This is a genomic window from Pseudomonas sp. PSKL.D1 (genome assembly GCF_028898945.1).
In the GTDB taxonomy this organism is placed as follows: Bacteria; Pseudomonadota; Gammaproteobacteria; order Pseudomonadales; family Pseudomonadaceae; genus Aquipseudomonas.
In genome coordinates, this window is sequence record NZ_CP118607.1 from 3,476,588 (window position 1) to 3,499,870 (window position 23,283).

A 23,283-nucleotide genomic window follows, 5' to 3' on the forward strand; every position below is an offset into this window, starting at 1 on the left:
CAGCCGTCAAATTCCCTCCACAATGATCACCTCAGCCTTGGCCACGCCCTGCCGGTGGCTGCACGCCTCCTGATACGAGGCAGACCGATAGCACGCCACCGCCTGCTCGTACGAATCGAATTCGATCACCACGCTACGCTGAGGTGTAGGCCGCCCTTCCATCGCTTCGCTACGCCCGCCGCGGGCGAGGAAGCGGCCGCCGAATGCCTGGAAGGCGGCAGGTGCACGCTGGGTGTATTGCTGGTATTGCTCAGGGTTGGTCACATCTACGTGGGCAATCCAATAGGCCTTCATCCGTCGCGCTCCTGTTTCAGGGATATTTGTGTATGATGGTATACCATAAAAATCACCCGACGACAGCGAGCATGCAGCATGGCTTTCAACAGCATCGAAGAACTTCTCGAAGACTACCGGCAAGGCAAGATGGTGCTGCTGGTGGACGACGAGGACCGTGAAAACGAGGGCGACCTGCTGATCGCCGCCGAGCGCTGTGACGCCCAGGCCATCAATTTCATGGCCCGTGAGGCGCGCGGCCTGATTTGCCTGACCTTGACCGACGATCACTGCCAACGCCTGGGCCTTGAGCAGATGGTGCCGGCCAACGGCAGCGTATTCAGCACCGCGTTTACCGTGTCCATCGAGGCCGCCACCGGCGTCACCACCGGTATTTCCGCCGCCGACCGGGCGCGCACCGTGGCCGCCGCCATGGCGCCGAATGCTCGCCCCGAAGACCTTGTGCAACCCGGCCACATCTTCCCCCTGCGCGCCCGTGAAGGTGGGGTGCTGACCCGCGCCGGGCACACCGAAGCGGGCTGCGACCTGGCGCGCCTGGCCGGTTTTACGCCGGCGTCGGTGATCGTCGAAGTGCTAAACGACGACGGCACCATGGCCCGCCGCCCGGACCTGGAAGTGTTCGCCGCGCGCCATGGCATCAAGATCGGCACCATCGCCGACCTCATTCACTACCGCCTGAGCACCGAGCAAACCATCAAGCGCATCGGTGAGCGCGAACTGCCAACCGTGCACGGCACCTTCCGCCTGGTGACCTACGAGGACCGTATCGAAGGCGGCGTGCACATGGCCATGGTGATGGGCGACATCCGCCGCGAGCAGCCGACGCTGGTGCGCGTGCATGTGATCGACCCGCTGCGCGACCTGGTGGGCGCGGAGTACGCCGGGCCGGCCAACTGGACGCTGTGGGCGGCGCTGCAGAAGGTGGCCGAGGAAGGCGCGGGCGTGGTGGTGATTTTGGCCAACCACGAGTCTTCACAGGCATTGCTGGAGCGTGTGCCGCAACTGACCCAGCCCGTACGGCCGTATCAGCGTGGCCAGTCGAAGGTGTATTCCGAAGTGGGCACCGGCGCGCAGATCTTGCAGGACCTGGGCGTGGGCAAGCTGCGCCACCTGGGCCCGCCGCTCAAATACGCCGGGCTGGCGGGGTATGAGCTGGAGGTGGTGCAGAGCATCCCCTTCGACCCGACGATGCAGAACTGACCTGTAGGAGCGGATTCATCCGCGATTGCGATGCCACGGCAGACACCGCAATCGCGGATAAATCCGCTCCTACAGCGGCATGGCATGACGTGGAGTGATGGCCGGTAGCCTCATAGCTCTTGCCAAAAGTTTGGAATACCATAATATGATATCCCGTAGACCTTGAAACTGCAGGCCGGCACCTACAATCACAACGGCCACCGACATCTTTGCAAAAGCTGCTCCCCGAACACATGGCGGGTGACAGGCCCGCCTCGAATAACAAAAGCAACGAGGGCGTAACCATGCTGTTGAGCAAACGTGTAACCGCAGTGCTGTCCGCCAGCCTGCTGACCCTGGCATGTCAGGCCGTTCAGGCCGCCGACAGCCTCAACTTCGTCAGTTGGGGCGGCACCACCCAGGACGCCCAGAAAGAAGCATGGGCAGTTCCCTTCACCAAAAGCACCAACATCAAAGTCGTCCAGGACGGCCCCACCGACTACGGCAAACTCAAGGCCATGGTCGAAAGCGGCAACGTGCAGTGGGACGTGGTGGACGTCGAAGCCGACTTCGCCCTGCGCGCCGCCAGCGAAGGCCTGCTTGAACCCCTGGATTTCAACCAGATCAAGCGTGACAAGATCGACCCGCGCTTTGTGTCCGACCACGGCGTCGGTTCGTTCTTCTTCTCGTTCGTGCTCGGCTACAACGAAGGCAAGCTCGGTGCCAACAAGCCGGTGGACTGGACCGCGCTGTTCGACACCAAGACCTACCCCGGCAAACGCGCCCTGTACAAATGGCCAAGCCCCGGCGTGCTGGAACTGGCCCTGCTGGCCGACGGCGTAGCACCCGACAAGCTCTACCCGCTGGACCTGGACCGCGCCTTCAAGAAACTCGACACCATCAAGAAAGACATCGTCTGGTGGGGCGGTGGCGCCCAGTCGCAGCAGTTGCTGGCCTCGGGTGAAGCCTCGCTCGGCCAGTTCTGGAACGGCCGCGTTTACGCCCTGCAGCAAGACGGCGCGCCAGTGGGCGTAAGCTGGAAGCAGAACCTGGTGATGGCCGATTTCCTGGTCATCCCCAAAGGCGCCAAGAACAAGGACGCGGCCATGAAGTTTCTGGCCAACGCCAGCAGCGCCGAAGGCCAGGCCGAGTTCGCCAACAAAACCGCCTATGCACCGGTGAACATCGACAGCGTGGGCAAGCTGGACGGTGACCTGGCCAAGAACCTGCCGACCGCCTACGCCCAGGACCAGGTGACGCTGGACTTCGCCTACTGGGCCAAGAACGGTCAAACCATCGCGGCCCGCTGGAATGAGTGGTTGGTCAAATGAAAGTCGCCATCAACGCCCTGCACAACGCGCAAGGTGCCCCCTCGGGCACCGGCGCCGCCAGCCGCCGCGTAAGCCTTGGCCAACGCTGGAAAGGCAGCCGTAACCTGCTGCCGGCCCTGTTGTTTCTTGGCCTGTTCTTCTTCGCCCCGTTGATCGGCCTGTTGTTGCGCGGGGTGCTGGAGCCGGTACCGGGGCTGGGCAACTACGAACAGCTGTTCGCCAACTCGGCCTACGCACGGGTGCTGTTCAACACCTTCTCGGTGGCCGGCGTGGTCACCCTGATCAGCGTGCTGTTGGGCTTCCCGCTGGCCTGGGCGATTACCCTGGTGCCCCGGGGTTGGGGCCGCTGGCTGCTGAACATCGTGCTGCTGTCGATGTGGACCAGCCTGCTGGCGCGTACCTACTCGTGGCTGGTGTTGCTGCAGAGCTCGGGGGTGATCAACAAGGCGTTGATGGCAATGGGCATCATCGATGCCCCGCTGGAAATGGTGCACAACCTCACCGGGGTGGTGATCGGCATGACCTACATCATGATCCCGTTCATCGTGCTGCCGCTGCAGGCGACCATGCAGGCCATCGACCCGATGGTGCTGCAGGCCGGCTCGATCTGCGGTGCCAGCCCCTGGGCCAACTTCTGGAAGGTGTTCCTGCCGCTGTGCCGTTCGGGGCTGTTCTCGGGGGCGTTGATGGTGTTCGTGATGTCGCTCGGTTACTACGTCACCCCGGCGCTGCTGGGCGGGGCGCAGAACATGATGCTGCCCGAATTCATCATCCAGCAGGTGCAGTCGTTCCTCAACTGGGGCCTGGCCAGCGCCGCCGCCGCACTGCTGGTGGTGATCACCCTGGTGCTCTTCTACCTGTACCTGAAGCTGCAGCCGGAATCCCCGGTCGGCAACGCGAGGTAATCCGCCATGCTTCTGTCACCCAATGCCATGGGCCGCCCGCTGCGCACCGGCCTGTACCTGACCACCGGGGTCATCGCGGCCTTCCTGCTGCTGCCGGTGGTGTTCATCGTGCTGCTGTCGTTCGGCTCGTCCCAGTGGCTGGTGTTCCCGCCACCGGGCTGGACCGTCAAATGGTACGCCCAGTTCTTCGCCAACCCCGAGTGGATGGACGCGGCGCTGGCCAGCCTGAAGGTGGCAGTGCTGACCACCGTGTTTGCCGTGCTGCTGGGCCTGCCCACCGCGTTTGCGCTGGTGCGTGGCCGCTTCCCGGGCCGCGAGATGCTGTACGGCCTGTTCACCATGCCGATGATCGTGCCGCTGGTGATCATCGCCGTGGCGGTGTACGCGCTGTTTCTCAAGCTGGGCTACACCGGCACGCTGTTCGCGTTCGTGGTCAGCCATGTGATCGTCGCCCTGCCCTTCACCATCATCTCGATCATCAACTCGCTGAAACTGTTTGACCAGTCGATCGAGGACGCCGCCGTTATCTGCGGGGCCTCGCGCCTGCAGGCGATCTTCAAGGTGACCTTCCCGGCGATTCGCCCGGGGATGATCGCCGGCGGCCTGTTCGCCTTCCTGGTGTCGTGGGACGAAGTGGTGCTGAGCGTGATGATGGCCAGCCCCGACCTGCAGACCCTGCCGGTAAAAATGTGGACCACCCTGCGCCAGGACCTGAGCCCGGTGATCGCCGTCGCCTCGACGCTGCTGATCGGCCTGTCGCTGCTGGTCATGGTCATTGCCGCCGCCCTGCGCCGGCGTACTGAAGTCAACGCCTGAGCGCCCGGAGAACACAACAATGAGTGCAGTCATCAAAGACCACGCGCAGCACAAGACCCTGGTCAGCCTGCGTGGCCTGAACAAGCATTACGGCGATTTCACCGCCGTGGACAACCTCGACCTGGACATCCAGGACGGCGAATTCCTGACCTTCCTGGGCTCCAGCGGCTCGGGCAAATCCACCACGCTGTCGATGCTGGCCGGGTTTGAAACGCCCAGCAGCGGCGAGATCCTGGTCGAAGGCCAGTCGCTGGTGAACGTGCCGCCGCACAAGCGCGACATTGGCATGGTGTTCCAGCGTTACTCGCTGTTCCCGCACCTGAACGTGCGCGACAACATTGCGTTCCCGCTGGCCATTCGCAAGCTCGGCGCCGCCGAAACCAAAAAGCGCGTGGACGCCATGCTCAAGCTGGTCCAGCTTGAGCAATTCGCCCACCGCAAGCCGTCGCAGATGTCCGGTGGCCAGCAACAGCGCGTGGCCATTGCCCGCGCCCTGGTATACGAGCCACGCATCCTGCTGATGGACGAGCCCCTCGGCGCGCTGGACAAAAAGCTACGTGAAGACCTGCAGGACGAACTGCGCCAGTTGCACCGTCGGCTGGGCATCACCATCGTCTACGTCACCCACGACCAGGAAGAAGCCATGCGCCTGTCCCAACGCATTGCCATCTTCAGCCACGGCAAGATCGTTGGCCTGGGCACTGGCTACGACCTGTACCAGAACCCGCCGAATGCGTTTGTTGCGTCGTTCCTGGGCAACTCCAACTTCCTGCGCATCAAGGCCAGCAGCAATGGCGCAGGCAGTTTCGAAGGACAGCCGGTCGCAATCCGCCTGACGCCGGGACTGGCAGCCGGGCAGGATGCGCTGATCATGGTTCGGCCGGAAAAGGCCCTGGCGTTGAGCGCCGAGCAGGCTGCGCGTGAACCGCTGCCAGCCGGGTGGAATGAGGTCAGTGCCAAGGTGGGTGAAGTGCTGTTCCTGGGGGAAAGCCAGACCTGCCATGTGGTGACGGCCGGGGGTACCGAACTGACCGTGAAAGCGTTGTCTGCAGCGGGGATGCCGATGCAGCCGGGCGATACCGTTAAGGTGCGTTGGGCGGTGGCGGATGCCTGCATCTACACCGAGTGGGCCGAGAGCGATTTGAGCAAGTCGGCTGGTGCGCACTGATTGATCATTCTATGTGGAGGATGGCACCGGCTCCGCCGGTGATCGCGGCTAAAGCCGCTCCTACAGGTACTGCGCATGCCGAAATGGCGGCGCGCCCCCTGTAGGAGCGGATTTATCCGCGATAAGGCCAAACCTGCCCACCACAAAAATCCCTACCACCTCCAACTCAATAGGTTATAAGATAACGTTCCACTTGATATCCATTCTTGCCTGCGACCCTCCATGACAAGCGCCTGCGCCAACCCCACCCAGCTCACCCAGCGCCTGCAGAGCATCGACGCCCTGCGCGGCCTGGTAATCCTCTTCATGCTGCTCGACCACGTGCGCGAAACCTTTTTCCTGCACCGCCAGGTCGGCGACCCGATGGCCATCGACGCCACCGACCCGTCGCTGTTCGCCAGCCGCACCCTGGCCCACCTGTGTGCCCCGGTGTTCGTGCTGCTGACCGGCCTGTCGGCCTGGCTGTACGGCGAGAAATACCAGGGCCGCAGTGATGTGTCGGCATTCCTGTTCAAACGCGGCCTGTTCCTGGTGGTGCTGGAGTTCACCCTGGTCAACTTCGCCTGGACCTTCCAGTTCCCACCCAGCGTGATCTACATGCAAGTCATCTGGGCCATTGGCGTCAGCATGATCGCGCTGTCCGTGCTGGTGTGGCTGCCACGCCCTGCCCTGCTGGCGTTGGGCCTGGCCATCGTCGCCGGCCACAACCTGCTGGATGGCCTGCACTTCGGCCCGGAGTCGGCGATGCACGTGCCGTGGGCAATCCTGCATGACCGTGGCTGGCTGGAAGTGTCCGAAAACCTGCGCCTGCGTACGTCCTATCCGGTATTGCCGTGGATTGGCGTAATCGCCCTGGGTTATTGCCTGGGCCCATGGTTCGCCCGCGGCAGCGATGCCGCCGAACGCCAGCACCGCCTGCTGCTGTTGGGCGCCATCACGCTGGTCATCTTCGTTGCGCTGCGCATGCAGAACGGCTATGGCGAAGCGCCGTGGAGCGGCTACCCCACCGCAACCCAAACACTGATGAGCTTCTTCAACATCACCAAGTACCCGCCTTCGCTGCTGTTCCTGGCACTGACGCTGGGCTTCGGCCTGCTGTTGCTGCGCGGTTTCGAACGCGCCGGGCAAGCGCGCTGGATCGGGGTACTGGCCGTGTTCGGCGCCGCGCCAATGTTCTTCTACCTGCTGCACCTGTACGTGCTCAAGGTGCTGTACCTGGCCAGCGTTGCCCTGTTCGGCCTCAATCACGGCGCCTACTTTGGCTTCGACGGCATCGGCGCGGTGTGGCTCAGTGCCGTGTTGCTGGCCGCAGCGCTGTACCTGCCGGTGCGCGCATTCGCCCGCCTCAAGGCGCGCCGCCGTGACATAACCTGGCTCAAATACTTCTGAACAAAGCGTTTCACCCGGCGGCCCGATGGTCTACCATGCGGCCCGCCGGTTTCCACCACGGAATTAATAGGGAATCCCAGGCACGCTCACGCGCGCCAAACGGAACTGCCCCCGCAACTGTAGGTGCCGAGCCTGCTCCATCAATGCCACTGAGCCCCCGGGTTCGGGAAGGCCGGAGCCGGGCGACGACGCACCAGTCAGGAGACCTGCCGGCCAACATTCACCAACCGGCGGGGTGTCCGGGATTGGCTATCTGTGCTGCCCTGCCCTTGCAGAGGCTGGCGATGCCTGTCCGTGCGTTCCTCACCAGAACCGTTCGATAGGAGATCGCCCCAGCATGCTGCCCCGTCTCGCCACCCTGCTCGCAGGCCTGAGCCTTACCGGCCTGGCCCAGGCCGCCACCCACTACCCGCTCACCGTCGACAACTGTGGCAAACCGCAAACGTTCGCCCAGGCACCCGAGCGCGCCGTGACCATCGGCCAAGCCGGCACCGAGATGCTTTACGCGCTGGGCCTGGGCGACAAGCTGGCCGGCACTTCGCTGTGGTTCAACAACGTGCTGCCCGAGTTTAAGGCCACCAATGACAAGGTGCAGCGCCTGGCCGACAACGACCCAAGCTTCGAAGCCGTAGTCGGCAAGCGCCCACAACTGGTGGCGGTGCAGTTCGAGTGGATGGTCGGCGCCCAGGGCGTGGTCGGCACCCGCGAGCAGTTCAGCGAACTGAACATCCCTACCTACCTGCTGCCCTCGGACTGCGAAGGGAAAGACAACCTGGTTGGCGCCGATGGCACCCGCCTGCAAGCCTTCCAGGTCGACAGCATCTACAAGAGCGTCAGCCAGCTGGCGGAAATCTTCGACGTACAAGACCGCGGTGCGGCGCTGAACGCTGACCTCAAGGCACGCCTGGACAGCGCTAAACAGCAACTGGCCGGCAAGGACCTGAGCAACACATCGGCGCTGTTCTGGTTCTCCAGCGCCGACCTCGACATCGACCCGTACGTGGCCGGTCGCCAGGGTGTGGCCGACTTCATGCTGCGTACCCTGGGCGTGCGCAACGTGGTCGAGTCCACCGAAGAGTGGCCAACCGTGGGCTGGGAAACCCTGGCCAAGGCCAACCCGACCTGGCTGATCATCGCGCGCATGGACCGCCGCCGCTTCCCGGCCGACGACTACCAGAAGAAACTCGAATTCCTGCACACCGACCCGGTAACCAAGAACATGGACGCAGTGAAAAACAACCGCATCATCATCCTCGATGCCGACGCCATGCAGGCCGGCATTCGCCTGTTCCGCGGCCTGCAGACGCTGTCGGCGGCGTTCGCCAGCGGTAAAGCCACACCGTGATGAGTCGCTTGCTACCCTACAGCGCCCTGGCGTTGCTCGCCCTGCTGCTGGCCTTGCTGGCCGGCACCGCCATTGGCGAAACCAATCTGTCGCCGAGCGTCGTGTTCCAGGTACTGGCCAACCACCTGTGGCAGGCCGGCTACCCGGTCGACCCCATCGACAGCGGCATCGTCTGGAACTACCGCCTGACCCGCACCCTGGTGGCCGCCGCCTGCGGCGCCGGGCTGGCCACCTGCGGCGTGATCCTGCAGGCGCTGCTGCGTAACCCCCTGGCCGAGCCGTACCTGCTGGGCCTGTCGGCCGGTGCCTCGACCGGCGCCGTGCTGGTCGGGCTGCTGGGCTTCGGCGGCATGGCGCTGAGCATGTCCGCCGGCGCCTTCATTGGCGCTGCGGCGGCCTTCGCGCTGGTGCTGGTGCTGGCCCGCGCGGCCGGCCCCAGCAGCAACAATGCCCAAGTCATCCTGGCCGGTATTGCCGGCTCCCAGTTGTTCAACGCCCTCACGGCCTTCCTGATCACCAAGTCGGCCACTGCCGAGCAGGCGCGCGGCATCCTGTTCTGGCTGTTGGGCAACCTCAGCGGCGTGCGCTGGCCATCGGTGTGGCTGGCACTGCCGGTTGCGGTGGTTGGCCTGCTGGTGTGCCTGTGGCACCGCCGCGCACTTGATGCCTTCACGTTTGGCACGGACTCAGCCGCCTCGCTCGGTATTCCGGTACGCCGCACCCAGTTGCTGCTGATCAGTTGCGCGGCACTGGTGACTGCCGTGATGGTGTCCATCGTGGGCGCCATCGGCTTTGTAGGGCTGGTCATTCCGCATGCCTTGCGGTTGATACTTGGCCCCGGCCACAGCCGCCTGCTGCCGGCCAGTGCGCTGGGCGGTGCACTGTTTCTGATCGCGGCCGACATCCTTTCACGCACCTTGATCACCGGCCAGGTGATTCCGGTCGGCGTGGTTACCGCGCTGATCGGCGCGCCGGTGTTCGCGCTGATCCTGGTCAGCAGACGGGGGCGCGCATGACAGCCCTGCAAACCATGAGCGTTGCCCCGCTTGCCTGCCAGGGCCTCGGATTGAAGCTGTCAGGTTGCCCAGTACTGAGCGGCATCGACCTGAGCGTGATTGCCGGTGAAACCCTCGGCATCGTTGGCCCTAACGGCTCTGGCAAATCATCGCTGCTCAAACTGCTGGCCGGGCTGCGCACACCGAACAGCGGCAGCGTGCAGCTGCTTGGCGAACCCTTGGCGCGCCTGCCGCGTCGCCGCATTGCCCAGGCCCTGGCACTGGTTGAACAACAGGCCGACACCCTCGACGCCATTAGCGTGTTCGATGCCGTGGCTCTGGGCCGTACACCCTGGTTGTCCGCTTTGGCCCCCTTTGGCACACAGGACCATGACATCGTTGAGCAGGCCCTGACCGACCTGGACGCCGCGCACCTGCGCACACGCCTCTGGGGGTCGCTGTCGGGCGGCGAGCGCCAGCGCGTGCACATTGCCCGCGCATTGGCCCAGCGCCCGCAAGTGCTGCTGCTGGATGAGCCCACCAACCACCTCGACATCCAGCACCAGCTGAGCCTGCTGCAACAAGTACAGGCATTGCCGGTAACCACCCTGGTGGCCTTGCACGACCTGAACCAGGCGCTGACCTGCGACCGGGTTGCAGTGCTCGACAAAGGCCGCCTGGTCGCCCTCGGCACACCGCTGGACGTGCTCACCCCCGACCGCCTGCTGAGCACCTTCGGCGTGCACGCCCACTACCTCACCGACCCCTTCGACGGCGCACGCATCCTGCGTTTTCGCGCCCCCTGAAACAGGAAGTTCCGCATGTTGTCGCGCCCTGCCGCCCTGCTGCTTGCCAGCGCCCTTCTGGCCATGCCCGCCATGGCTGAGGTGCATGAAGTGAAGATGCTCAACCGCGGCACGGACGGCGCGATGGTGTACGAGCCGGACCACCTGCGCGTTGCCCCGGGCGATACCGTGCGCTTTCTGCCCACCCAAAGCGGCCACAACGCCGCCAGCCTGCCCGCGTTGCTGCCCACCGGCGCCGAAGCCTTCAAGAGCAAGCTCAACCAGCCGTTCGAGCACACCTTCACGGTGCCTGGCACCTATGGCATCCAGTGCATCCCGCACCTGGCCATGGGCATGGTGATGTTGATTCAGGTGGGTGATCAACCCACCGCTCAAGTACCGCCCGGCCTGCCGGCCCGCGCACAAGCCCGCTTTGCCGCACAAGCCAAGCAGCTGGAGGCCCGCCCATGAGCCGCCTGCTGCTGGCCTTGCCGCTGATGACCCTCACCCCGCTGGCACTGGCCGAGTCCGCACAGTCGCAAAGCAAGGGCCTTATTGAAGACAGCAGCTGGAGTGTGCTCAACCGCACCGTCTACGACCAGCGCGACTACAAGCACGGCGGGCGCAACAGCGGCGCGCGCAATGCCTACAAACCCCGCAGCGAGCGCAACGGCCTGGCCGAGGAATGGGCCTACGGCCTGATGGGCACCTTCCAGTCCGGGTTTACCCAAGGCCTGATCGGTGTGGGCGTCGACGCCCATGCCTACCTGGGCGTGCAACTGGACAGCGGCGGCGGCCGCGCCGGCAAGGCCCGGCTGCTGGGCGTTGACAACGACGGCCATCCGAAAAATGAATACAGCCGCGGTGGCGCCGCATTGAAGCTGCGCCGGTCCAACACCGTGCTGTCGTACGGCGAGCAGCGCGTGAAAACGCCGGTATTCAGCTCCTCCGACAGCCGCCTGCTGCCAGAAACCGCCACCGGTTTCTTCCTCACCAGCAACGAGATCGACAAGGTCAAACTGGTGGCCGGGCACTTCAACGAGAGCACCGACCGCAACGCCTCCAGCCACGACCAGGGCTTTGTGGTCAACTACTCCAACGGCCGCCAGGGCAACACCTTCGACCTTGCCGGCGTGGTGTGGAACCCAGGCCCGGCCTTCAGCGGCAGCCTGTACACCTCCCGCTACGAAGACAACTGGAACCAGCACTACCTGGGCAGCACCCTCACCCACGCCCTGGACGACCGCCGCAGCCTCAGCCTGGACCTCAACCTCTACCGCACCACCGACACCGGCAAGGCCTACTCCGGGCGCATCGACAACACCACCTGGAGCCTGATCTCGCGCTACAGCCAAGGCCCGCACACCTTCAGCCTCGGCTGGCAGCAAGTGGATGGCAACACCCCGTTCGACTACGTCACACGCGGCGCAATCTTCATTGCCAACGCCGTGCAGATGTCCGACTTCAACGCCCCCAATGAAAAGTCCTGGCAGGCGCGTTACGACCTGAACATGGGTGCCTATGGCGTACCGGGGTTGAACCTGACGGCGCTGTATGTGCGCGGGTTCGACATCGACGGCACGCATGTCGACCCTAACGGCGGGTATGCGTACCTGGGTTATGGCAAGGATGGCCAGCACTGGGAGCGCGACCTGGAGGCGCGGTATGTGGTGCAGAGCGGCAAGGCCAAGGGCATGGCGTTTTCGCTGAGGCATAACGTGCATCGAGGGGATACGGCGCAGGCGGAGCTGGATGGGGATCAGGTGCGGTTGGCGGTGGAGTGGCCGTTGAAGCTTTGATCAAAGATTTTGCGACTGCACAAACGTTAACATTGATATTGAAGTGCTAATTTTTAACATGGGGCGCCCCTCCGCCCCTACATTTCTCAACTATGCGTTTAACCGCACCTTTCAAGCTACGCTTAGAGTAGTTATGAGATTTCATCATCACCAAAAATCCATCATCCCTATATTCAGAGTTCAAAATAGCTCGCTCAATTTTTCGCTCACCCCAATAATACGAACTAAAACTGTCAAACCAATTTGTCATCCCGCCAAACTGAAACCTAACGCTCACCCCTAAAATCTTAGATACCGCAACCTCAAGTTGCTCCATATCCAAGCCCACCTCGCCAAACGATCCGCCCTCCCGATATAAATATTTTCCTTCTCGCACTCTCAGCATAACACCCATCACCTCATGATCGACACCAAAACCCTTTAACGCCTCGACGTAGCCGAAACTATAAACACCTTCAAGTGCATTAGAACAAAAAATGTAATTCCTGAGAGCCACATAAAGCACATCAAGAAACCAGAACCAACCCACATCACTACCAGGACACCAGACAATATTTTTTATAAATTCTCTTGACTCTGCTGCAGCTCTTCGCAATTGCGAGGGTTTCGGCCTAAATCCTGCAAATATCTCTAACAGACTCGAGTCACCCTCAACATACAAACCCTCCACATCCAAATGCACTAAAAACAAGGCCCCTTTTCGCCTCATTCTCTTAACAGTATCATCCGAGTAGAACATTAATCCGTCGTATTTGTTTGCCAATACAGTGTAGTCAGGCGCTACACCCTGCCAGATGCAAACCCAGTCAACATCACTGTTCGGATTTGTATCTCCGCGTGCAGTAGATCCACATTGCAATATGACGTAAGTCATTTACCTGACAATCCTCTTGACTACGATAGCTGTAACGATCGCACCCCAGATTACTGACAACAGAAGAAAAATCATAGTAACGCTTAACGCAATTTGATCCTTGATCGGTAAATAATCCCCATAGCCAACGGTGGTAAATGACACAACCGAATAATAAATTACCTCCAAAACACCATTTACCCCCGATCCTCCAGACTCCTTCACTCTCTCAAACATAAAAAAAGAAAACAACGAGAGGATCAACAACGTGACAACAATAGAATTTACGATTCCATAGCCACTTCCAAGCCCCCAATCATATACCAAGCCTTTAAAAAATCTCAAATAATCAGGCTTACGCCCATACAAATACTCATAACGCTTGGACAGCCTGAATTTCCTATCCGCTAGCATCGCAAATTTTTCTTGATGCATGGTTTTTGAATTTTTATACAAACCCCAGTATAACCAAGCATTCACGTTTGCATAATTTTTCAACCAAACACGATCTCTAAAAACAAAAGACCTAGGATCAATGTAGCACATCTCAAAAACAGTCTTAAAAAAGACAGACTCAACAATTGCACAGTCGTGAAACTCACACTCCAAAAAAATCGAACCGTTGAATACACAGTTATAAAAATTACAATTCTGAAAAACCAAGCCCTTGAATACCTGCTGAGCAAAAGAGCAATTTGCAAAAGTAGTATTTTTTATTTTGACTACATCCCTGACCCCTAACGACCTTACACCGCCAACCTTGACGTACCTAACCATCCTTTCATCGCTAAAGTTACGCACCGATCTCAAGTCAAAGCTTTCAGTAAGGCGCCTTTCAATCCTCGGCAATCTTGCCATCTGAACAATCCCTTTTAATTAACTCTGCCGCCACTCAAAACAGCACGGATAGACTGCATTTGCTCATGCCAAGCCTTTCCTCGATGCAGTTCCCGAGTTGGTGATTACCAATCATCAACCTATCATAGCTCTTTGATGAGGATCCGTCAGCGTGATTCCAACTACTTGATTGGTTGAGTTCCAAACAAAGAAGAGCTATCCTTCGCCGTCGCTGTCAATCCAGCGACCGGGTTTAGCAGCCTGCCCAAAGATCAAGGTGCACACAGCACTCCTTACTCGTATGAATCGTGTCCACAGACGCGGCTTAGAACGTGTTATGGCGGTTGTGCGCGGGGCGCCTTCGTGCGCGCCGGGTTCCTTGATCCCTGGTCTGCTAACCCGCGTACAGCTGCCTCCCTTTCGTTTAGCAGCGACGGCTGGCGGCTCCACTGATCAAGGAGTTCATCATGACCAAAGGAATACCCGACCCACCCCATCACGCCTGCTGCGACCTCTACGCCTTCGGCACCTGCAACAATCATCACGCCCCTATCTTCAGCGTCCGCCCCGGCATCTTCGCCGAGGAAGCGTTGGTGCATGCCATTCAGCTTGTTCAACAGGCCTACCAATCGACCACCCTCGCCCGTGAGGATGCCGCTGCTCCGGCTCGGCGTTTACTTGGGGGTACGCAATTGTCGCTCGAGATGATTGAGGCATTGCTGAACAAAGTGCTCGATGGGCTTGTGCTTCTGCCAGTAAACCCGGCTGCACCGCAGCGGCCGCCTCGATTGAAGCAGCCCATTCGCGGGGAAGATTTCAGATGAGGGATGTAGCTTGTAACTGAAGTCGTTGTCTGGCTGACAGGTCTGTCGCCAGGCAATTTGAAGATTCAGGTGAGACCGGGGTGCAACAACTCCATATGCGTAGTCCGCCAAACCGGGTCTGCTTCCACATCCACCACCACAAACCCCTGCTTCTCCCAAAACCGGATCGCGCCCGGCAAGAACGGGTGGGTGTGCAAGTACAAGCATTCCACCCCTACCGCCTTGGCATGTTCACGCAACGCCGCAAACAACGCCGCCGCCAACCCGTGCCGCCGGTACTCGGGCAGCACGAACAGGCGCACTACTTCAACCACGTGCTTGCCACGGTAATCGAGTTGGGGGAAGCGGTGGTCGTAGGGCAGGTAGCCGATGACGGCAATCAACCGGCCCTGATCCCGGGCTTCGAGGAAATGGCCCTCGCCGTCCAGATAAGCTTCTGTGAAGTGCGCCAGGTCTTTTGGCAACGGCGAGTTGGCGAGCATCGGGAAGATGTCGCGGCGGGCGTTGTCGACGAAGGCGACGACTTCAGCGACTGCCGTGGGATGAGGTGCTTTGATGATCCAGTTTTGCATACCGCTCCATGAGTAGTTTGCGCCGTCACTGTAGGAGCGGATTTATCCGCGATGCGGCGCGCAGCGGCGCCACATAACGACAGCCCACAGATTATTCGGCACGTAGCGAGGGTGTACGCCTTGAAAGTTGGGTATGGCGCAGATCGAGCGCCGCTGCGCGCCGCATCGCGGATAAATCCGCTCCTACAGGGATCGCGCCAGCTTTTGAGTTTTGTGTATGACCGTTTTTCCCACCCAAACCCGTTGCGCGCAGAGTATATACACGCTGTACGCGGCTTCGGCCGACACCGCTATAATCGCCCATCTGCAACGCGCGCCCAAGGCCTTCCATGCCCCGCATTTCAAAATACCTGCTGCCACTGCTGTTCAGCGCTGCCCTCACCGCCTGTGACCAGAAGCCCACCCGTGAGCAACAGATCCTGGCCAACCTGCCCCTGCAGGAAGCCTACGACCACAACATCAACCGCATGGCCTCGCTGCTCACACGCACCCATCCGCAGCTTGAAGAAGCCACCATCCGCGATGTGCTGCGCAAACACCTTACGGTCGAGGACCAGCGCCAGGACCTGTTCAAGCTTTACAGCGAGAAGAACTTCACCGACGCCGAGTTCGCCACCATCGTCGCCGCCACGCAAGACCCGGCCAAGGCCAAGGCACTGGAAGAGACCGAAGAAGGCCAGCGTTTAAGCGAAAAACTCACCGGCCTGATGCGCGAAACGGCGCGGGACAAGCAGGTTCAGGCGCTGGCTGAGCAACGCATGCAACAGGTAGAGGACGAGCTGAAAACCCTGGAAAAACCTGGCGCCTGATATCTCGCCATCCCCCTGTAGCCGGGCAACCCCATAAAGAGTAAGTTATTTTCTTTTGCGCCAGTGAGGTCAGGATTGCCACACGCCAAGCTTGGGTTGCGCATGGACTTGCGCACGCTGATCCTGACCCTGTGCGCACTCACCGCCGTGGTGATGCTGTGCACCAGCTACTTCGCCAGCTACCGGGTGCAACGGCAACTGTTGATCGACCATTCGCTGGAAGCCAACCGGGTGTACGCCACCAAGCTGGCAGCCATCACCGAAACAGTGATCAACAACGCCTTGCAGCAACTGGCCTTCAGTGCTGGCGTACAAGACCAGCAACTCGGCGATGCCAAGGCCCTGGCGGAAGAAACCGACCGCGTCCTGCTGCAGAGCATGGCCTTCAACTCCACGTACGTGGTTGCGGCCGACGGCACCTTGCTGGCCATTTCGCCCGCCTCCATGCGCAACTACCTGGGTACCAAGGTGCAAACGCCGGGGGCGCAAGCGTCGCTGCGCGAGCGGCGCACCCTGGTGTCGACGCCTTTCCTGTCGGCAGCCAACAACCTGGTGGTATCGCTGTCGCAGCCGATTTTCGCTGACGACGGCCGCTACCTGGGCTATGTCGGCGGCAGCCTGTACCTGCGCGAGCACAACATTCTCAAAGACCTGTTGGGCGAGCACTTCTACAAGGACGGCTCCTACCTCTATGTGGTGGACCGCAACCGCCGCCTGCTCTATCACCCGGACAGTGAGCGCGTGGGCACCGTGCTGGACGGCAACCCGCTGGTCGACAACCTGCATGGCCTGGACAGCGGCACCCGCCGGCTGGTCAACACCCAAGGCATCGAGATGCTGGCCGGGTTCGCCACCGTGCCCAGTGCCGGCTGGGGCATCATCGCGCAGCAACCTTTGGCCAAGGCCGTGGAGCCCGTGAACCATCTGGTGCTCAACGTGGTAGGCACCTCGGCGCCGCTGGCCCTGGTGGGCTGCCTGGCACTATGGTGGCTGGCCCTGATCATCGCCCGGCCCCTCTGGCAACTGGCGGCCGGCGCACGGGCGATGGACCGCGCGGGGACGGCCGAACAGCTGCATCAGGTACGCGCCTGGTACTTCGAGGCGGCCGAACTCAAACGCGCCTTGCTGTTTGGCCTCAACCTGCTGCAGGAACGTATCGGCCGCCTCAACCAGGACGCCCAGACCGACCCGCTGACCGGGCTGGTCAACCGCCGGGGCCTGGAGTTCAACCTGGCACTGCTGGAGGCCGAAGGCCGAAGCTTTGCGGCAATCGTGCTGGACGTCGACCATTTCAAGCGCATCAACGATGGCCACGGGCACGATGTGGGTGACCAGGTGCTACGCCAGCTGGCAGAGCTGATGCGCCGTTGTTGCCGGGAAGGCGACCTGCTGTGCCGCACCGGCGGCGAGGAATTCCTGATGCTGCTGCCGGGCGCGAGCCTGCCCGTGGCAATGGGCGTAGCCGAGCGGCTGCGACTGACGGTGCAGGCAACCGCGATCGAGCCAGTAGGCGGCATCACGATCTCATTGGGCGTGGCGCACTGGGTTGCTGGGCCCGAGCGTGAACCGAGCCAAGCCCTCAACCAGGCCGACCGTGCCCTGTATCGTGCCAAACAGAGCGGTCGCAACCGCGTGTGCGAAGCCCAGTGAGCAGAAAAGTATTACAAGCCTTGTCATAAAACTGTCGTGTATTGGTCATAGGATTGACCTCGATCTGACATTTCACCTTCAAGGATGAGCGTCCCATGCGTCGAGTGGTATTCAATCAAAAAGGCGGCGTCGGCAAGTCCAGCATCGCCTGCAACCTCGCTGCGGCCAGCGCCGCCGAGGGCTATCGCACCCTGCTCGTCGACCTCGACCCCCAGGCCAATGCCACCTACTACCTCACCGGGCTGTGCAATGACGCCATCCCGGCCGGCATCGCCGACTTCTTCCGCCAGACCTTGTCGCCGGCCACCGCCGCCGGCAAGAAGCACCGCGTGGCGATCACCGACACCCGCTACGACAACCTGCACCTGATCACCGCCAGCCCCGACCTCAGCGACCTGCAAAGCAAGCTGGAAAGCAAGTTCAAGATCAACAAGCTGCGCAAGCTGCTGGTAGAGCTGGGCGAAGACTACGAGCGCATCTACATCGACACACCGCCCGCGCTTAACTTTTACACCTTCAGCGCGCTGGTGGCCGCCGAGCGACTGTTGATACCGTTCGACTGCGACAGCTTCTCGCGCCAGGCGCTGCACAGCGTCATGGCCGAGGTCGAGGAACTGCGCCAGGACCACAACCCGGCGCTGCAGGTGGAAGGTGTAGTGGTCAATCAGTTCGCCGGGCGCACCGCGCTGCACCAGACGCTGGTCGACCAACTGCGCAATGAAGGCCTGCCCGTGCTGCCGGTGTACCTGAGCAGTTCCATCAAGATGCGCGAGTCCCACGAGGCCGCCGTGCCGCTGGTGCACCTGGCCCCCCGGCACAAGCTGTCGATGGAGTTTGTGAACTTGCTGGATGCGCTTGAGCGCGCCGCCTGACCTGCGACAACCTGCCACGTCACGCGGCAAGTGAGAAGCACTACCCGTCCATTCGTCCGGGTGATAGATTCGCCGCCATGAACATCACCCGGCACACCCGCACGCTGACCGCCTGGACGCTCTACGCCAGCGTCCTGTTCAGCCTGTTGCTGTGCGGTTTGCACCATGGCCAGATGGGTGGCCTGCGCCTGGCCGGGCTGCAAGGCGGGTTCTGCTCGATCAACAGCGAGCACGGCGTGGCCATCGACCTCGAAGGCGCCGGCGGCGACCAGCACATGGCCCAGCTCGACTGCCCGGTGTGTTCTTCGTTTGGCATGGCGGTGCCGCTGAGCAGTGGCGGTTGGTCGTTCAACCCCGCGCATGCCACCGCCACTTCGCCCGTCGTGGTGCGCAGTTGGGCACAGCCGCCTCCCCGTTATCAACGCCCCGCGCTCAACCCCCGCGCCTCCCCCACCCGCTTCCCCGCAGCTGCCATTCATTTCGCCTGACCCCGCCGTGCGCGGCCGGTCAGCCATGACCTTTGCGTGGAAGACACAACAACATGCTCCGCAACACTTCCCTGGTGCTCCTGATGGGCACCTGCACCCATGCCTGGGCGAACGACGCCCCTGTCGAACTCACTGCCACCACCATTGACGGCGAACGCGAGGCGCCCTCCGGCGTGCAGCTGGACGAGCCGATCCGCACCGGCTCCCGGCTTGGCCTCACTGCCCGCGAAACGCCTGCCTCGGTCAGCGTGTCGGACCGCCGCGTGATCGAAGCACGCGATGCCAAGGACAGCCAGGACGTGATCAACGCCATGACCGGCGTCAACGCCTCGGCCAACCCGGGCTTTGGTGGCTTCGTCAGCTACCGGGGCTTCACCCAGAACCAGGTGACCCAGCTCTACAACGGCATCAACCTCGGCTACAGCAGCGCCACCCGCCCGGTGGACGCCTGGGTGCTGGACCGGGTCGAGCTGATTGGCGGGCCGTCTTCATTCCTGCATGGCGCAGGGTCGGTGGGCGGCTCGATCAACTACATCACCAAGCTTGCCAGCCGCGACCAGCAAACCGTCGACGGGCGCGTGCGTTACGGCAGCTACGACGACTCGGAAGTGGCCTTCGGCATCAACCAGGCACTGGCCAGCAACCCCGCCGACGCTCGCCACTTCGTGCGCCTGGATTTCAGCCGCGGCCATGGCAACGGCTACATCGACCGCAACGAACGGCAAACCGACAGCCTGGCGTTTTCACTGCTCAGCGACCTCACGCCAGACCTCACCCACACCTTGGCCCTGGAGTACCAGCAAGACAGCGAAGACAGCCCCTACTGGGGCTCGCCCATCCTGCCCGGGCGCAGCACCATGAAGATCGACAAAAGCCGCCGTTTCGAGAACTACAACGTCGCCGACGGCCGTTACGAGCAACGAGTGCGATGGCTGCGCTCGATCCTCGATTACCGGGTCAGCGACAGCACCAGCCTGCAAAACACCCTGTACCACTACAATGCCCAGCGCGATTACCGCAACCTCGAACGCTACAGCTACACAAGCGATGGCAACGTGCTGCGCGCCAGCCCCTACCTGCAGCGGCATGACCAGAACGTGCTGGGTGACCGCATCGAACTGCGTCACGACAATACGCTGTTCGGCCTGGCCAGCCGGTGGTCGCTGGGGCTGGACTACTCGCGCATGCGCCAGACGCTCTACCCCTCTTCCGGTAGCTGGACCGATGTGGTCGACCCGGACCACTTTGACCCCGGCAGCTTCTACGACATCCCGGGCGTGAACAGCGGCCTTACCAAACAACGCCGCCACGAAGTCATCAACCGCGCGGTATTCGCCGAAAACCGCCTGCAGCTCACCGAACGCCTGGCGCTGCTGACCGCCCTGCGTTACGACTACCTGGACATGCAGGTCACCAACTACGGCGCCGTTACACCCACCTCCCCGGCGTATTTCGAACGGCGCTGGGAGCCGCTGTCCGGGCGCATCGGCCTGACCTACGCCTTGACGCCATCGGCCAGCGTGTACGCGCAATACAGCACCTCCGCCGACCTACCCGCCGGTTCGCTGGCTGCGGCGACGTACTCCAACGTCGGCCTGTTCGACCTGTCCAAGGGCGAGCAGTGGGAGGTGGGCAGCAAGTTCGACTTCCTCGAAGGGCGCGGCGCGGCGACCGTGGCGCTGTACCAGATCGTGCGCAAGGACTTTGCCGTGCGCGACTCGGCCAACCCCAACCTCACCGTGCAGGCCGGGCAGCAGACCTCTCGCGGCATCGAATTGTCCGGGCGCTTGCAGGTAACGCCCAAGCTGCTGGCCGAGGGCAACTATGCCTACGTGGATGCGCAATATGATGCGTTCAACGAGGCCGTCAACGGCGTGTCGGTGTCACGCAAGGGCAATGCGCCGGTGAACGTGCCGGCCAATGTGGCCAACCTGTGGCTGACGTACAGCTTCACACCGGCGTGGTCGGCGGGGGTGGACTCGCGGTATGTGGGTTCGGTGTATGCGGACAATGCCAATACGCTGAAGGCACCGGCCTATACCCTGTTCGGGGCCTTTGCGCGTTACCGGGTCGATGAGCACACCACCGTGACCGGGCGCGTGCGCAACCTGACGGATGAGGTGTATGCCAAGCAAGCGTACGGATTGCAGTACTACATGGGGGCGCCACGGACGTTCGAGGTGGCGGTGGATATGCGGTTCTGATGGATCGGGCGCCGCTGTCGCGGCGCATCGCGGATAAATCCGCTCCTACAAGGGCAACACAACCCCTGTAGGAGCGGATTCATCCGCGATGCGGCGCGACAGCGGCGCCCTGGCGGCCCGAACCTACCCCACCGCCCCGATAAAGTTCGCCAGCTCCGTCGTCTGCGGTGCCGCGAACACCTCGCGCGGGTGCCCCACTTCATGCACCTTGCCCTGGTGCATGAACACCAGCTTGTCGCCCACCTCACGCGCAAAGCGCATTTCGTGGGTCACCATGATCAGCGTCATGCCTTCGCTGGCCAGCTGGCGCACCACCCCCAACACTTCATTGACCAGCTCCGGGTCCAGCGCCGAGGTGATCTCGTCACACAGCAACACCTTGGGCGACATCGCCAGCGCCCGGGCAATCGCCACCCGCTGCTGCTGGCCACCAGACAGCTGATCCGGGTAAGCGTTGAACTTGTCCGCAAGCCCCACCCGCGCCAGCATCTGCTCAGCCAATTGCTGCGCCTCGGCCTTGCCGGCCTTCTTCACCACCTGCGGCGCCAGCATCACGTTCTCGCCCACGGTCAGATGCGGGAACAGGTTGAACTGCTGGAACACCATGCCCACCTTCTGGCGCAGGCTGCGCAGGTCGGCACGGCTGGCGTCCAGGTACTCGCCGTCCACTTCGATCACACCGTCGCTGATCGATTCCAGGCCATTGAGGGTGCGCAGTAAGGTGCTCTTGCCGGAGCCGCTGCGGCCGATGATGGCCACCACTTCGCCTTCCTCGATGCTCAGGTCGACGCCCTTGAGCACATGGTTGTCGCCGTAATACTTGTGCAACGCGGACACTCTAAGCAGGGGCATGCAGCCTCCTTTCCAGGTAACGGGCGCTCAGCGAGAGCGGGTAACAAAGGACGAAGTAACCGAGCGCAACCAGGCCATACACCATGAACGGCTCGAAGGTGGCGTTGGCCAGCATGCCGCCGGTCTTGGTCAGTTCGGTAAAACCGATGATCGAGGTCACCGCCGTGCCCTTGACCACCTGCACGGAAAAGCCCACGGTCGGTGCCACGGCAATGCGCAGCGCCTGGGGCAGGATGACGTAGCGCAATTGCTCCAGGCGGTTGAACGCCAGGCTACCGGAAGCCTCCCACTGGCCACGCGGGATCGACTCTACGCAGCCGCGCCAGATTTCGGCCAGGAATGCACTGGTAAACAGCGTCAGGGCGATGGCCGCAGCCATCCACGCCGACACATCGATGCCGAACAGTGCGATGCCGAAAAACACCATGAACAGCTGCATCAACAACGGCGTGCCCTGGAACAGCTCGATGTAACCCCGCGCCAGGCCGCGCAGTAGAGGGCTTTCGGAAATCCGCGCCACCAGCAGCAACAACCCGGCCAAGCCGCCGCAGACAAACGCCACCAACGACAGCAGCAGCGTCCACTGCAGGCCGATCAACAGGTTGCGCAGGATGTCCCAGAAGGTAAAGTCCATCAGCGTCTCCCCATCAGCAAACGTTGCCCCACCCACGCCAGCAACTGGCGCAGCAGGATTGCCATCACCAGGTACAGCACGGTGGTCAGCAGGTAGGTTTCAAAGGCGCGGAAGTTACGCGACTGGATGAAGTTGGCGGCAAACGACAATTCCTCGGTGGCAATCTGCGAACACACCGCCGAGCCGAGCATCACGATCACGATCTGACTGGACAGCGCCGGCCACACCTTGGCCAGCGCCGGTTGCAGCACCACGTGGCGGAAGGCCTCGAAGCGGCTCATGGCCAGCGCCGCAGCGGCTTCCAGCTGGCCCTTGGGGATGGCCTGGATACCGGCGCGGATGATCTCGGTGGAATAGGCCCCCAGGTTGATCACCATCGCCAGCACCGCCGCCTGCCACTCGGTCAGGCGGATGCCCAGCGCCGGCAGGCCGAAGAAGATGAAGAACAGCTGGACGATGAACGGCGTGTTGCGGATCAGCTCCACGTACAGGCCGAACAGCGCATCGAACGGCCGCACGCGCCAGGCGCGCACACCGGCGCCGATCACGCCGATGGCCACGCCCAGCAGCGTGCCGACGGCGGTCAGCTGCAGGGTGAACCAGGCGCCTTTGACCAACAGGTCGGCCTGGGCCAGCACCGGGGCGAAGTCGAATTCATAGGCCATCGTGGCAAACTCCAGGC

General features: G+C 62.1%; 24 protein-coding genes and 1 riboswitch. Of the genes, 17 read left to right on the top strand and 7 right to left on the bottom strand.

The genetic code is table 11. The features are described 5' to 3' along the window. Window positions 1-6 precede the first annotated feature (6 nt). A complete protein-coding gene (locus tag PVV54_RS15450) occupies window positions 7-294 on the bottom strand; it encodes a DUF1330 domain-containing protein (protein WP_274906087.1) in 288 nt (95 codons plus the stop codon). Between the two features lie 78 nt (window positions 295-372). Here PVV54_RS15450 and ribBA point away from each other — a divergent pair, with 78 nt between their 5' ends. The 11 genes from ribBA (at window position 373) to PVV54_RS15505 (ending at window position 12,006) form a co-directional block, all read left to right on the top strand. After that, window positions 373-1,494: a bifunctional 3,4-dihydroxy-2-butanone-4-phosphate synthase/GTP cyclohydrolase II gene (gene ribBA, locus PVV54_RS15455; RefSeq protein ID WP_274906088.1), complete on the top strand. Its 1,122-nt coding sequence runs from the start codon at window positions 373-375 to the stop codon at window positions 1,492-1,494. 284 nt (window positions 1,495-1,778) lie between these two features. Beyond that, window positions 1,779-2,804: an ABC transporter substrate-binding protein gene (locus tag PVV54_RS15460; RefSeq protein ID WP_274906089.1), complete on the top strand. Its 1,026-nt coding sequence runs from the start codon at window positions 1,779-1,781 to the stop codon at window positions 2,802-2,804. Further along, on the top strand, window positions 2,801-3,709 hold the full coding sequence (locus PVV54_RS15465; RefSeq protein ID WP_274906090.1) for an ABC transporter permease: 909 nt from the start codon (window positions 2,801-2,803) through the stop codon (window positions 3,707-3,709). The genes PVV54_RS15460 and PVV54_RS15465 overlap by 4 nt, the downstream gene beginning before the upstream one ends. Window positions 3,710-3,715: 6 nt before the next feature. Then, a complete protein-coding gene (locus PVV54_RS15470) occupies window positions 3,716-4,525 on the top strand; it encodes an ABC transporter permease (RefSeq protein WP_274906091.1) in 810 nt (269 codons plus the stop codon). Between the two features lie 19 nt (window positions 4,526-4,544). Next, window positions 4,545-5,693, top strand: coding sequence for an ABC transporter ATP-binding protein (locus PVV54_RS15475; RefSeq protein WP_274906092.1), 1,149 nt, complete (start codon window positions 4,545-4,547; stop codon window positions 5,691-5,693). Window positions 5,694-5,915: 222 nt separating this feature from the next. Next, window positions 5,916-7,082, top strand: a complete 1,167-nt coding sequence (locus tag PVV54_RS15480; RefSeq protein ID WP_274906093.1) for a DUF1624 domain-containing protein — start codon at window positions 5,916-5,918, stop codon at window positions 7,080-7,082. A 29-nt stretch (window positions 7,083-7,111) separates the two neighbouring features. Further along, a riboswitch (cobalamin riboswitch) is annotated at window positions 7,112-7,310 on the top strand. Window positions 7,311-7,419: 109 nt separating this feature from the next. Further along, entirely contained in the window at window positions 7,420-8,427 is a 1,008-nt protein-coding gene (locus PVV54_RS15485; protein WP_274906094.1) for an ABC transporter substrate-binding protein, read from the top strand. Further along, entirely contained in the window at window positions 8,427-9,443 is a 1,017-nt protein-coding gene (locus PVV54_RS15490) for a FecCD family ABC transporter permease (protein WP_274906095.1), read from the top strand. The genes PVV54_RS15485 and PVV54_RS15490 overlap by 1 nt, the downstream gene beginning before the upstream one ends. After that, a complete protein-coding gene (locus PVV54_RS15495; RefSeq protein ID WP_274906096.1) occupies window positions 9,440-10,228 on the top strand; it encodes an ABC transporter ATP-binding protein in 789 nt (262 codons plus the stop codon). The genes PVV54_RS15490 and PVV54_RS15495 overlap by 4 nt, the downstream gene beginning before the upstream one ends. A 15-nt stretch (window positions 10,229-10,243) precedes the next feature. Further along, a complete protein-coding gene (locus tag PVV54_RS15500; RefSeq protein WP_274906097.1) occupies window positions 10,244-10,678 on the top strand; it encodes a pseudoazurin in 435 nt (144 codons plus the stop codon). Further along, on the top strand, window positions 10,675-12,006 hold the full coding sequence (locus tag PVV54_RS15505) for an OprD family porin (protein WP_274906098.1): 1,332 nt from the start codon (window positions 10,675-10,677) through the stop codon (window positions 12,004-12,006). The genes PVV54_RS15500 and PVV54_RS15505 overlap by 4 nt, the downstream gene beginning before the upstream one ends. 46 nt (window positions 12,007-12,052) lie before the next feature. Here the strand turns inward: PVV54_RS15505 and PVV54_RS15510 are convergent, their stop codons facing one another. Both PVV54_RS15510 and PVV54_RS15515 read right to left on the bottom strand, forming a co-directional pair. Then, entirely contained in the window at window positions 12,053-12,880 is an 828-nt protein-coding gene (locus PVV54_RS15510; RefSeq protein WP_274906099.1) for a hypothetical protein, read from the bottom strand. Next, window positions 12,881-13,717 carry an ion channel gene (locus PVV54_RS15515; RefSeq protein WP_274906100.1) on the bottom strand — a complete coding sequence of 279 codons (837 nt, stop codon included), beginning with the start codon at window positions 13,715-13,717 and terminating at the stop codon, window positions 12,881-12,883. Between the two features lie 446 nt (window positions 13,718-14,163). Here PVV54_RS15515 and PVV54_RS15520 point away from each other — a divergent pair, with 446 nt between their 5' ends. Then, window positions 14,164-14,520, top strand: a complete 357-nt coding sequence (locus tag PVV54_RS15520; RefSeq protein ID WP_274906101.1) for a hypothetical protein — start codon at window positions 14,164-14,166, stop codon at window positions 14,518-14,520. A gap of 65 nt (window positions 14,521-14,585) precedes the next feature. On the opposite strand, the gene PVV54_RS15525 is transcribed toward PVV54_RS15520, so the two are convergent. Next, complete coding sequence (locus PVV54_RS15525; protein WP_274906102.1) at window positions 14,586-15,092, bottom strand: GNAT family N-acetyltransferase; 507 nt, start codon at window positions 15,090-15,092, stop codon at window positions 14,586-14,588. Between the two features lie 329 nt (window positions 15,093-15,421). On the opposite strand from PVV54_RS15525, the gene PVV54_RS15530 reads away from it, so the two are divergent. The 5 genes from PVV54_RS15530 (at window position 15,422) to PVV54_RS15550 (ending at window position 21,115) form a co-directional block, all read left to right on the top strand. Further along, on the top strand, window positions 15,422-15,901 hold the full coding sequence (locus tag PVV54_RS15530; protein ID WP_274906103.1) for a hypothetical protein: 480 nt from the start codon (window positions 15,422-15,424) through the stop codon (window positions 15,899-15,901). A 75-nt stretch (window positions 15,902-15,976) separates the two neighbouring features. Then, on the top strand, window positions 15,977-17,551 hold the full coding sequence (locus PVV54_RS15535) for a sensor domain-containing diguanylate cyclase (RefSeq protein ID WP_274906104.1): 1,575 nt from the start codon (window positions 15,977-15,979) through the stop codon (window positions 17,549-17,551). 95 nt (window positions 17,552-17,646) lie between these two features. Then, complete coding sequence (locus PVV54_RS15540) at window positions 17,647-18,423, top strand: ParA family protein (protein ID WP_274906105.1); 777 nt, start codon at window positions 17,647-17,649, stop codon at window positions 18,421-18,423. Between the two features lie 77 nt (window positions 18,424-18,500). Next, window positions 18,501-18,911 (top strand): DUF2946 domain-containing protein, encoded by a 411-nt coding sequence (locus PVV54_RS15545; protein ID WP_274906106.1) that lies wholly within the window; start codon window positions 18,501-18,503, stop codon window positions 18,909-18,911. A gap of 53 nt (window positions 18,912-18,964) precedes the next feature. Then, the gene (locus PVV54_RS15550) at window positions 18,965-21,115 is read left to right on the top strand and encodes a TonB-dependent receptor (RefSeq protein WP_274906107.1); all 2,151 of its coding nucleotides are present in this window, start codon (window positions 18,965-18,967) and stop codon (window positions 21,113-21,115) included. 123 nt (window positions 21,116-21,238) lie between these two features. Here PVV54_RS15550 and PVV54_RS15555 read toward each other — a convergent pair whose 3' ends face one another. The 3 genes from PVV54_RS15555 to PVV54_RS15565 are packed head-to-tail and all read right to left on the bottom strand — an operon-like array spanning window position 21,239 to window position 23,266. Continuing rightward, the gene (locus PVV54_RS15555; protein WP_274906108.1) at window positions 21,239-21,967 is read right to left on the bottom strand and encodes an amino acid ABC transporter ATP-binding protein; all 729 of its coding nucleotides are present in this window, start codon (window positions 21,965-21,967) and stop codon (window positions 21,239-21,241) included. Then, entirely contained in the window at window positions 21,954-22,604 is a 651-nt protein-coding gene (locus PVV54_RS15560) for an amino acid ABC transporter permease (RefSeq protein ID WP_274910446.1), read from the bottom strand. Before PVV54_RS15560 ends, PVV54_RS15555 begins: the two co-directional genes overlap by 14 nt. Continuing rightward, window positions 22,601-23,266: an amino acid ABC transporter permease gene (locus tag PVV54_RS15565; protein ID WP_274906109.1), complete on the bottom strand. Its 666-nt coding sequence runs from the start codon at window positions 23,264-23,266 to the stop codon at window positions 22,601-22,603. The genes PVV54_RS15560 and PVV54_RS15565 overlap by 4 nt, the downstream gene beginning before the upstream one ends. Window positions 23,267-23,283 lie beyond the last annotated feature (17 nt).

Bases quoted from the DNA above. Each gene is read 5' to 3' on its own strand.
- PVV54_RS15450 (WP_274906087.1), bottom strand. From the start codon at position 294: ATGAAGGCCTATTGGATTGCCCACGTAGATGTGACCAACCCTGAGCAA.
- ribBA (WP_274906088.1), top strand. From the start codon at position 373: ATGGCTTTCAACAGCATCGAAGAACTTCTCGAAGACTACCGGCAAGGC.
- PVV54_RS15460 (WP_274906089.1), top strand. From the start codon at position 1,779: ATGCTGTTGAGCAAACGTGTAACCGCAGTGCTGTCCGCCAGCCTGCTG.
- PVV54_RS15465 (WP_274906090.1), top strand. From the start codon at position 2,801: ATGAAAGTCGCCATCAACGCCCTGCACAACGCGCAAGGTGCCCCCTCG.
- PVV54_RS15470 (WP_274906091.1), top strand. From the start codon at position 3,716: ATGCTTCTGTCACCCAATGCCATGGGCCGCCCGCTGCGCACCGGCCTG.
- PVV54_RS15475 (WP_274906092.1), top strand. From the start codon at position 4,545: ATGAGTGCAGTCATCAAAGACCACGCGCAGCACAAGACCCTGGTCAGC.
- PVV54_RS15480 (WP_274906093.1), top strand. From the start codon at position 5,916: ATGACAAGCGCCTGCGCCAACCCCACCCAGCTCACCCAGCGCCTGCAG.
- PVV54_RS15485 (WP_274906094.1), top strand. From the start codon at position 7,420: ATGCTGCCCCGTCTCGCCACCCTGCTCGCAGGCCTGAGCCTTACCGGC.
- PVV54_RS15490 (WP_274906095.1), top strand. From the start codon at position 8,427: ATGAGTCGCTTGCTACCCTACAGCGCCCTGGCGTTGCTCGCCCTGCTG.
- PVV54_RS15495 (WP_274906096.1), top strand. From the start codon at position 9,440: ATGACAGCCCTGCAAACCATGAGCGTTGCCCCGCTTGCCTGCCAGGGC.
- PVV54_RS15500 (WP_274906097.1), top strand. From the start codon at position 10,244: ATGTTGTCGCGCCCTGCCGCCCTGCTGCTTGCCAGCGCCCTTCTGGCC.
- PVV54_RS15505 (WP_274906098.1), top strand. From the start codon at position 10,675: ATGAGCCGCCTGCTGCTGGCCTTGCCGCTGATGACCCTCACCCCGCTG.
- PVV54_RS15510 (WP_274906099.1), bottom strand. From the start codon at position 12,880: ATGACTTACGTCATATTGCAATGTGGATCTACTGCACGCGGAGATACA.
- PVV54_RS15515 (WP_274906100.1), bottom strand. From the start codon at position 13,717: ATGGCAAGATTGCCGAGGATTGAAAGGCGCCTTACTGAAAGCTTTGAC.
- PVV54_RS15520 (WP_274906101.1), top strand. From the start codon at position 14,164: ATGACCAAAGGAATACCCGACCCACCCCATCACGCCTGCTGCGACCTC.
- PVV54_RS15525 (WP_274906102.1), bottom strand. From the start codon at position 15,092: ATGCAAAACTGGATCATCAAAGCACCTCATCCCACGGCAGTCGCTGAA.
- PVV54_RS15530 (WP_274906103.1), top strand. From the start codon at position 15,422: ATGCCCCGCATTTCAAAATACCTGCTGCCACTGCTGTTCAGCGCTGCC.
- PVV54_RS15540 (WP_274906105.1), top strand. From the start codon at position 17,647: ATGCGTCGAGTGGTATTCAATCAAAAAGGCGGCGTCGGCAAGTCCAGC.
- PVV54_RS15545 (WP_274906106.1), top strand. From the start codon at position 18,501: ATGAACATCACCCGGCACACCCGCACGCTGACCGCCTGGACGCTCTAC.
- PVV54_RS15550 (WP_274906107.1), top strand. From the start codon at position 18,965: ATGCTCCGCAACACTTCCCTGGTGCTCCTGATGGGCACCTGCACCCAT.
- PVV54_RS15555 (WP_274906108.1), bottom strand. From the start codon at position 21,967: ATGCCCCTGCTTAGAGTGTCCGCGTTGCACAAGTATTACGGCGACAAC.
- PVV54_RS15565 (WP_274906109.1), bottom strand. From the start codon at position 23,266: ATGGCCTATGAATTCGACTTCGCCCCGGTGCTGGCCCAGGCCGACCTG.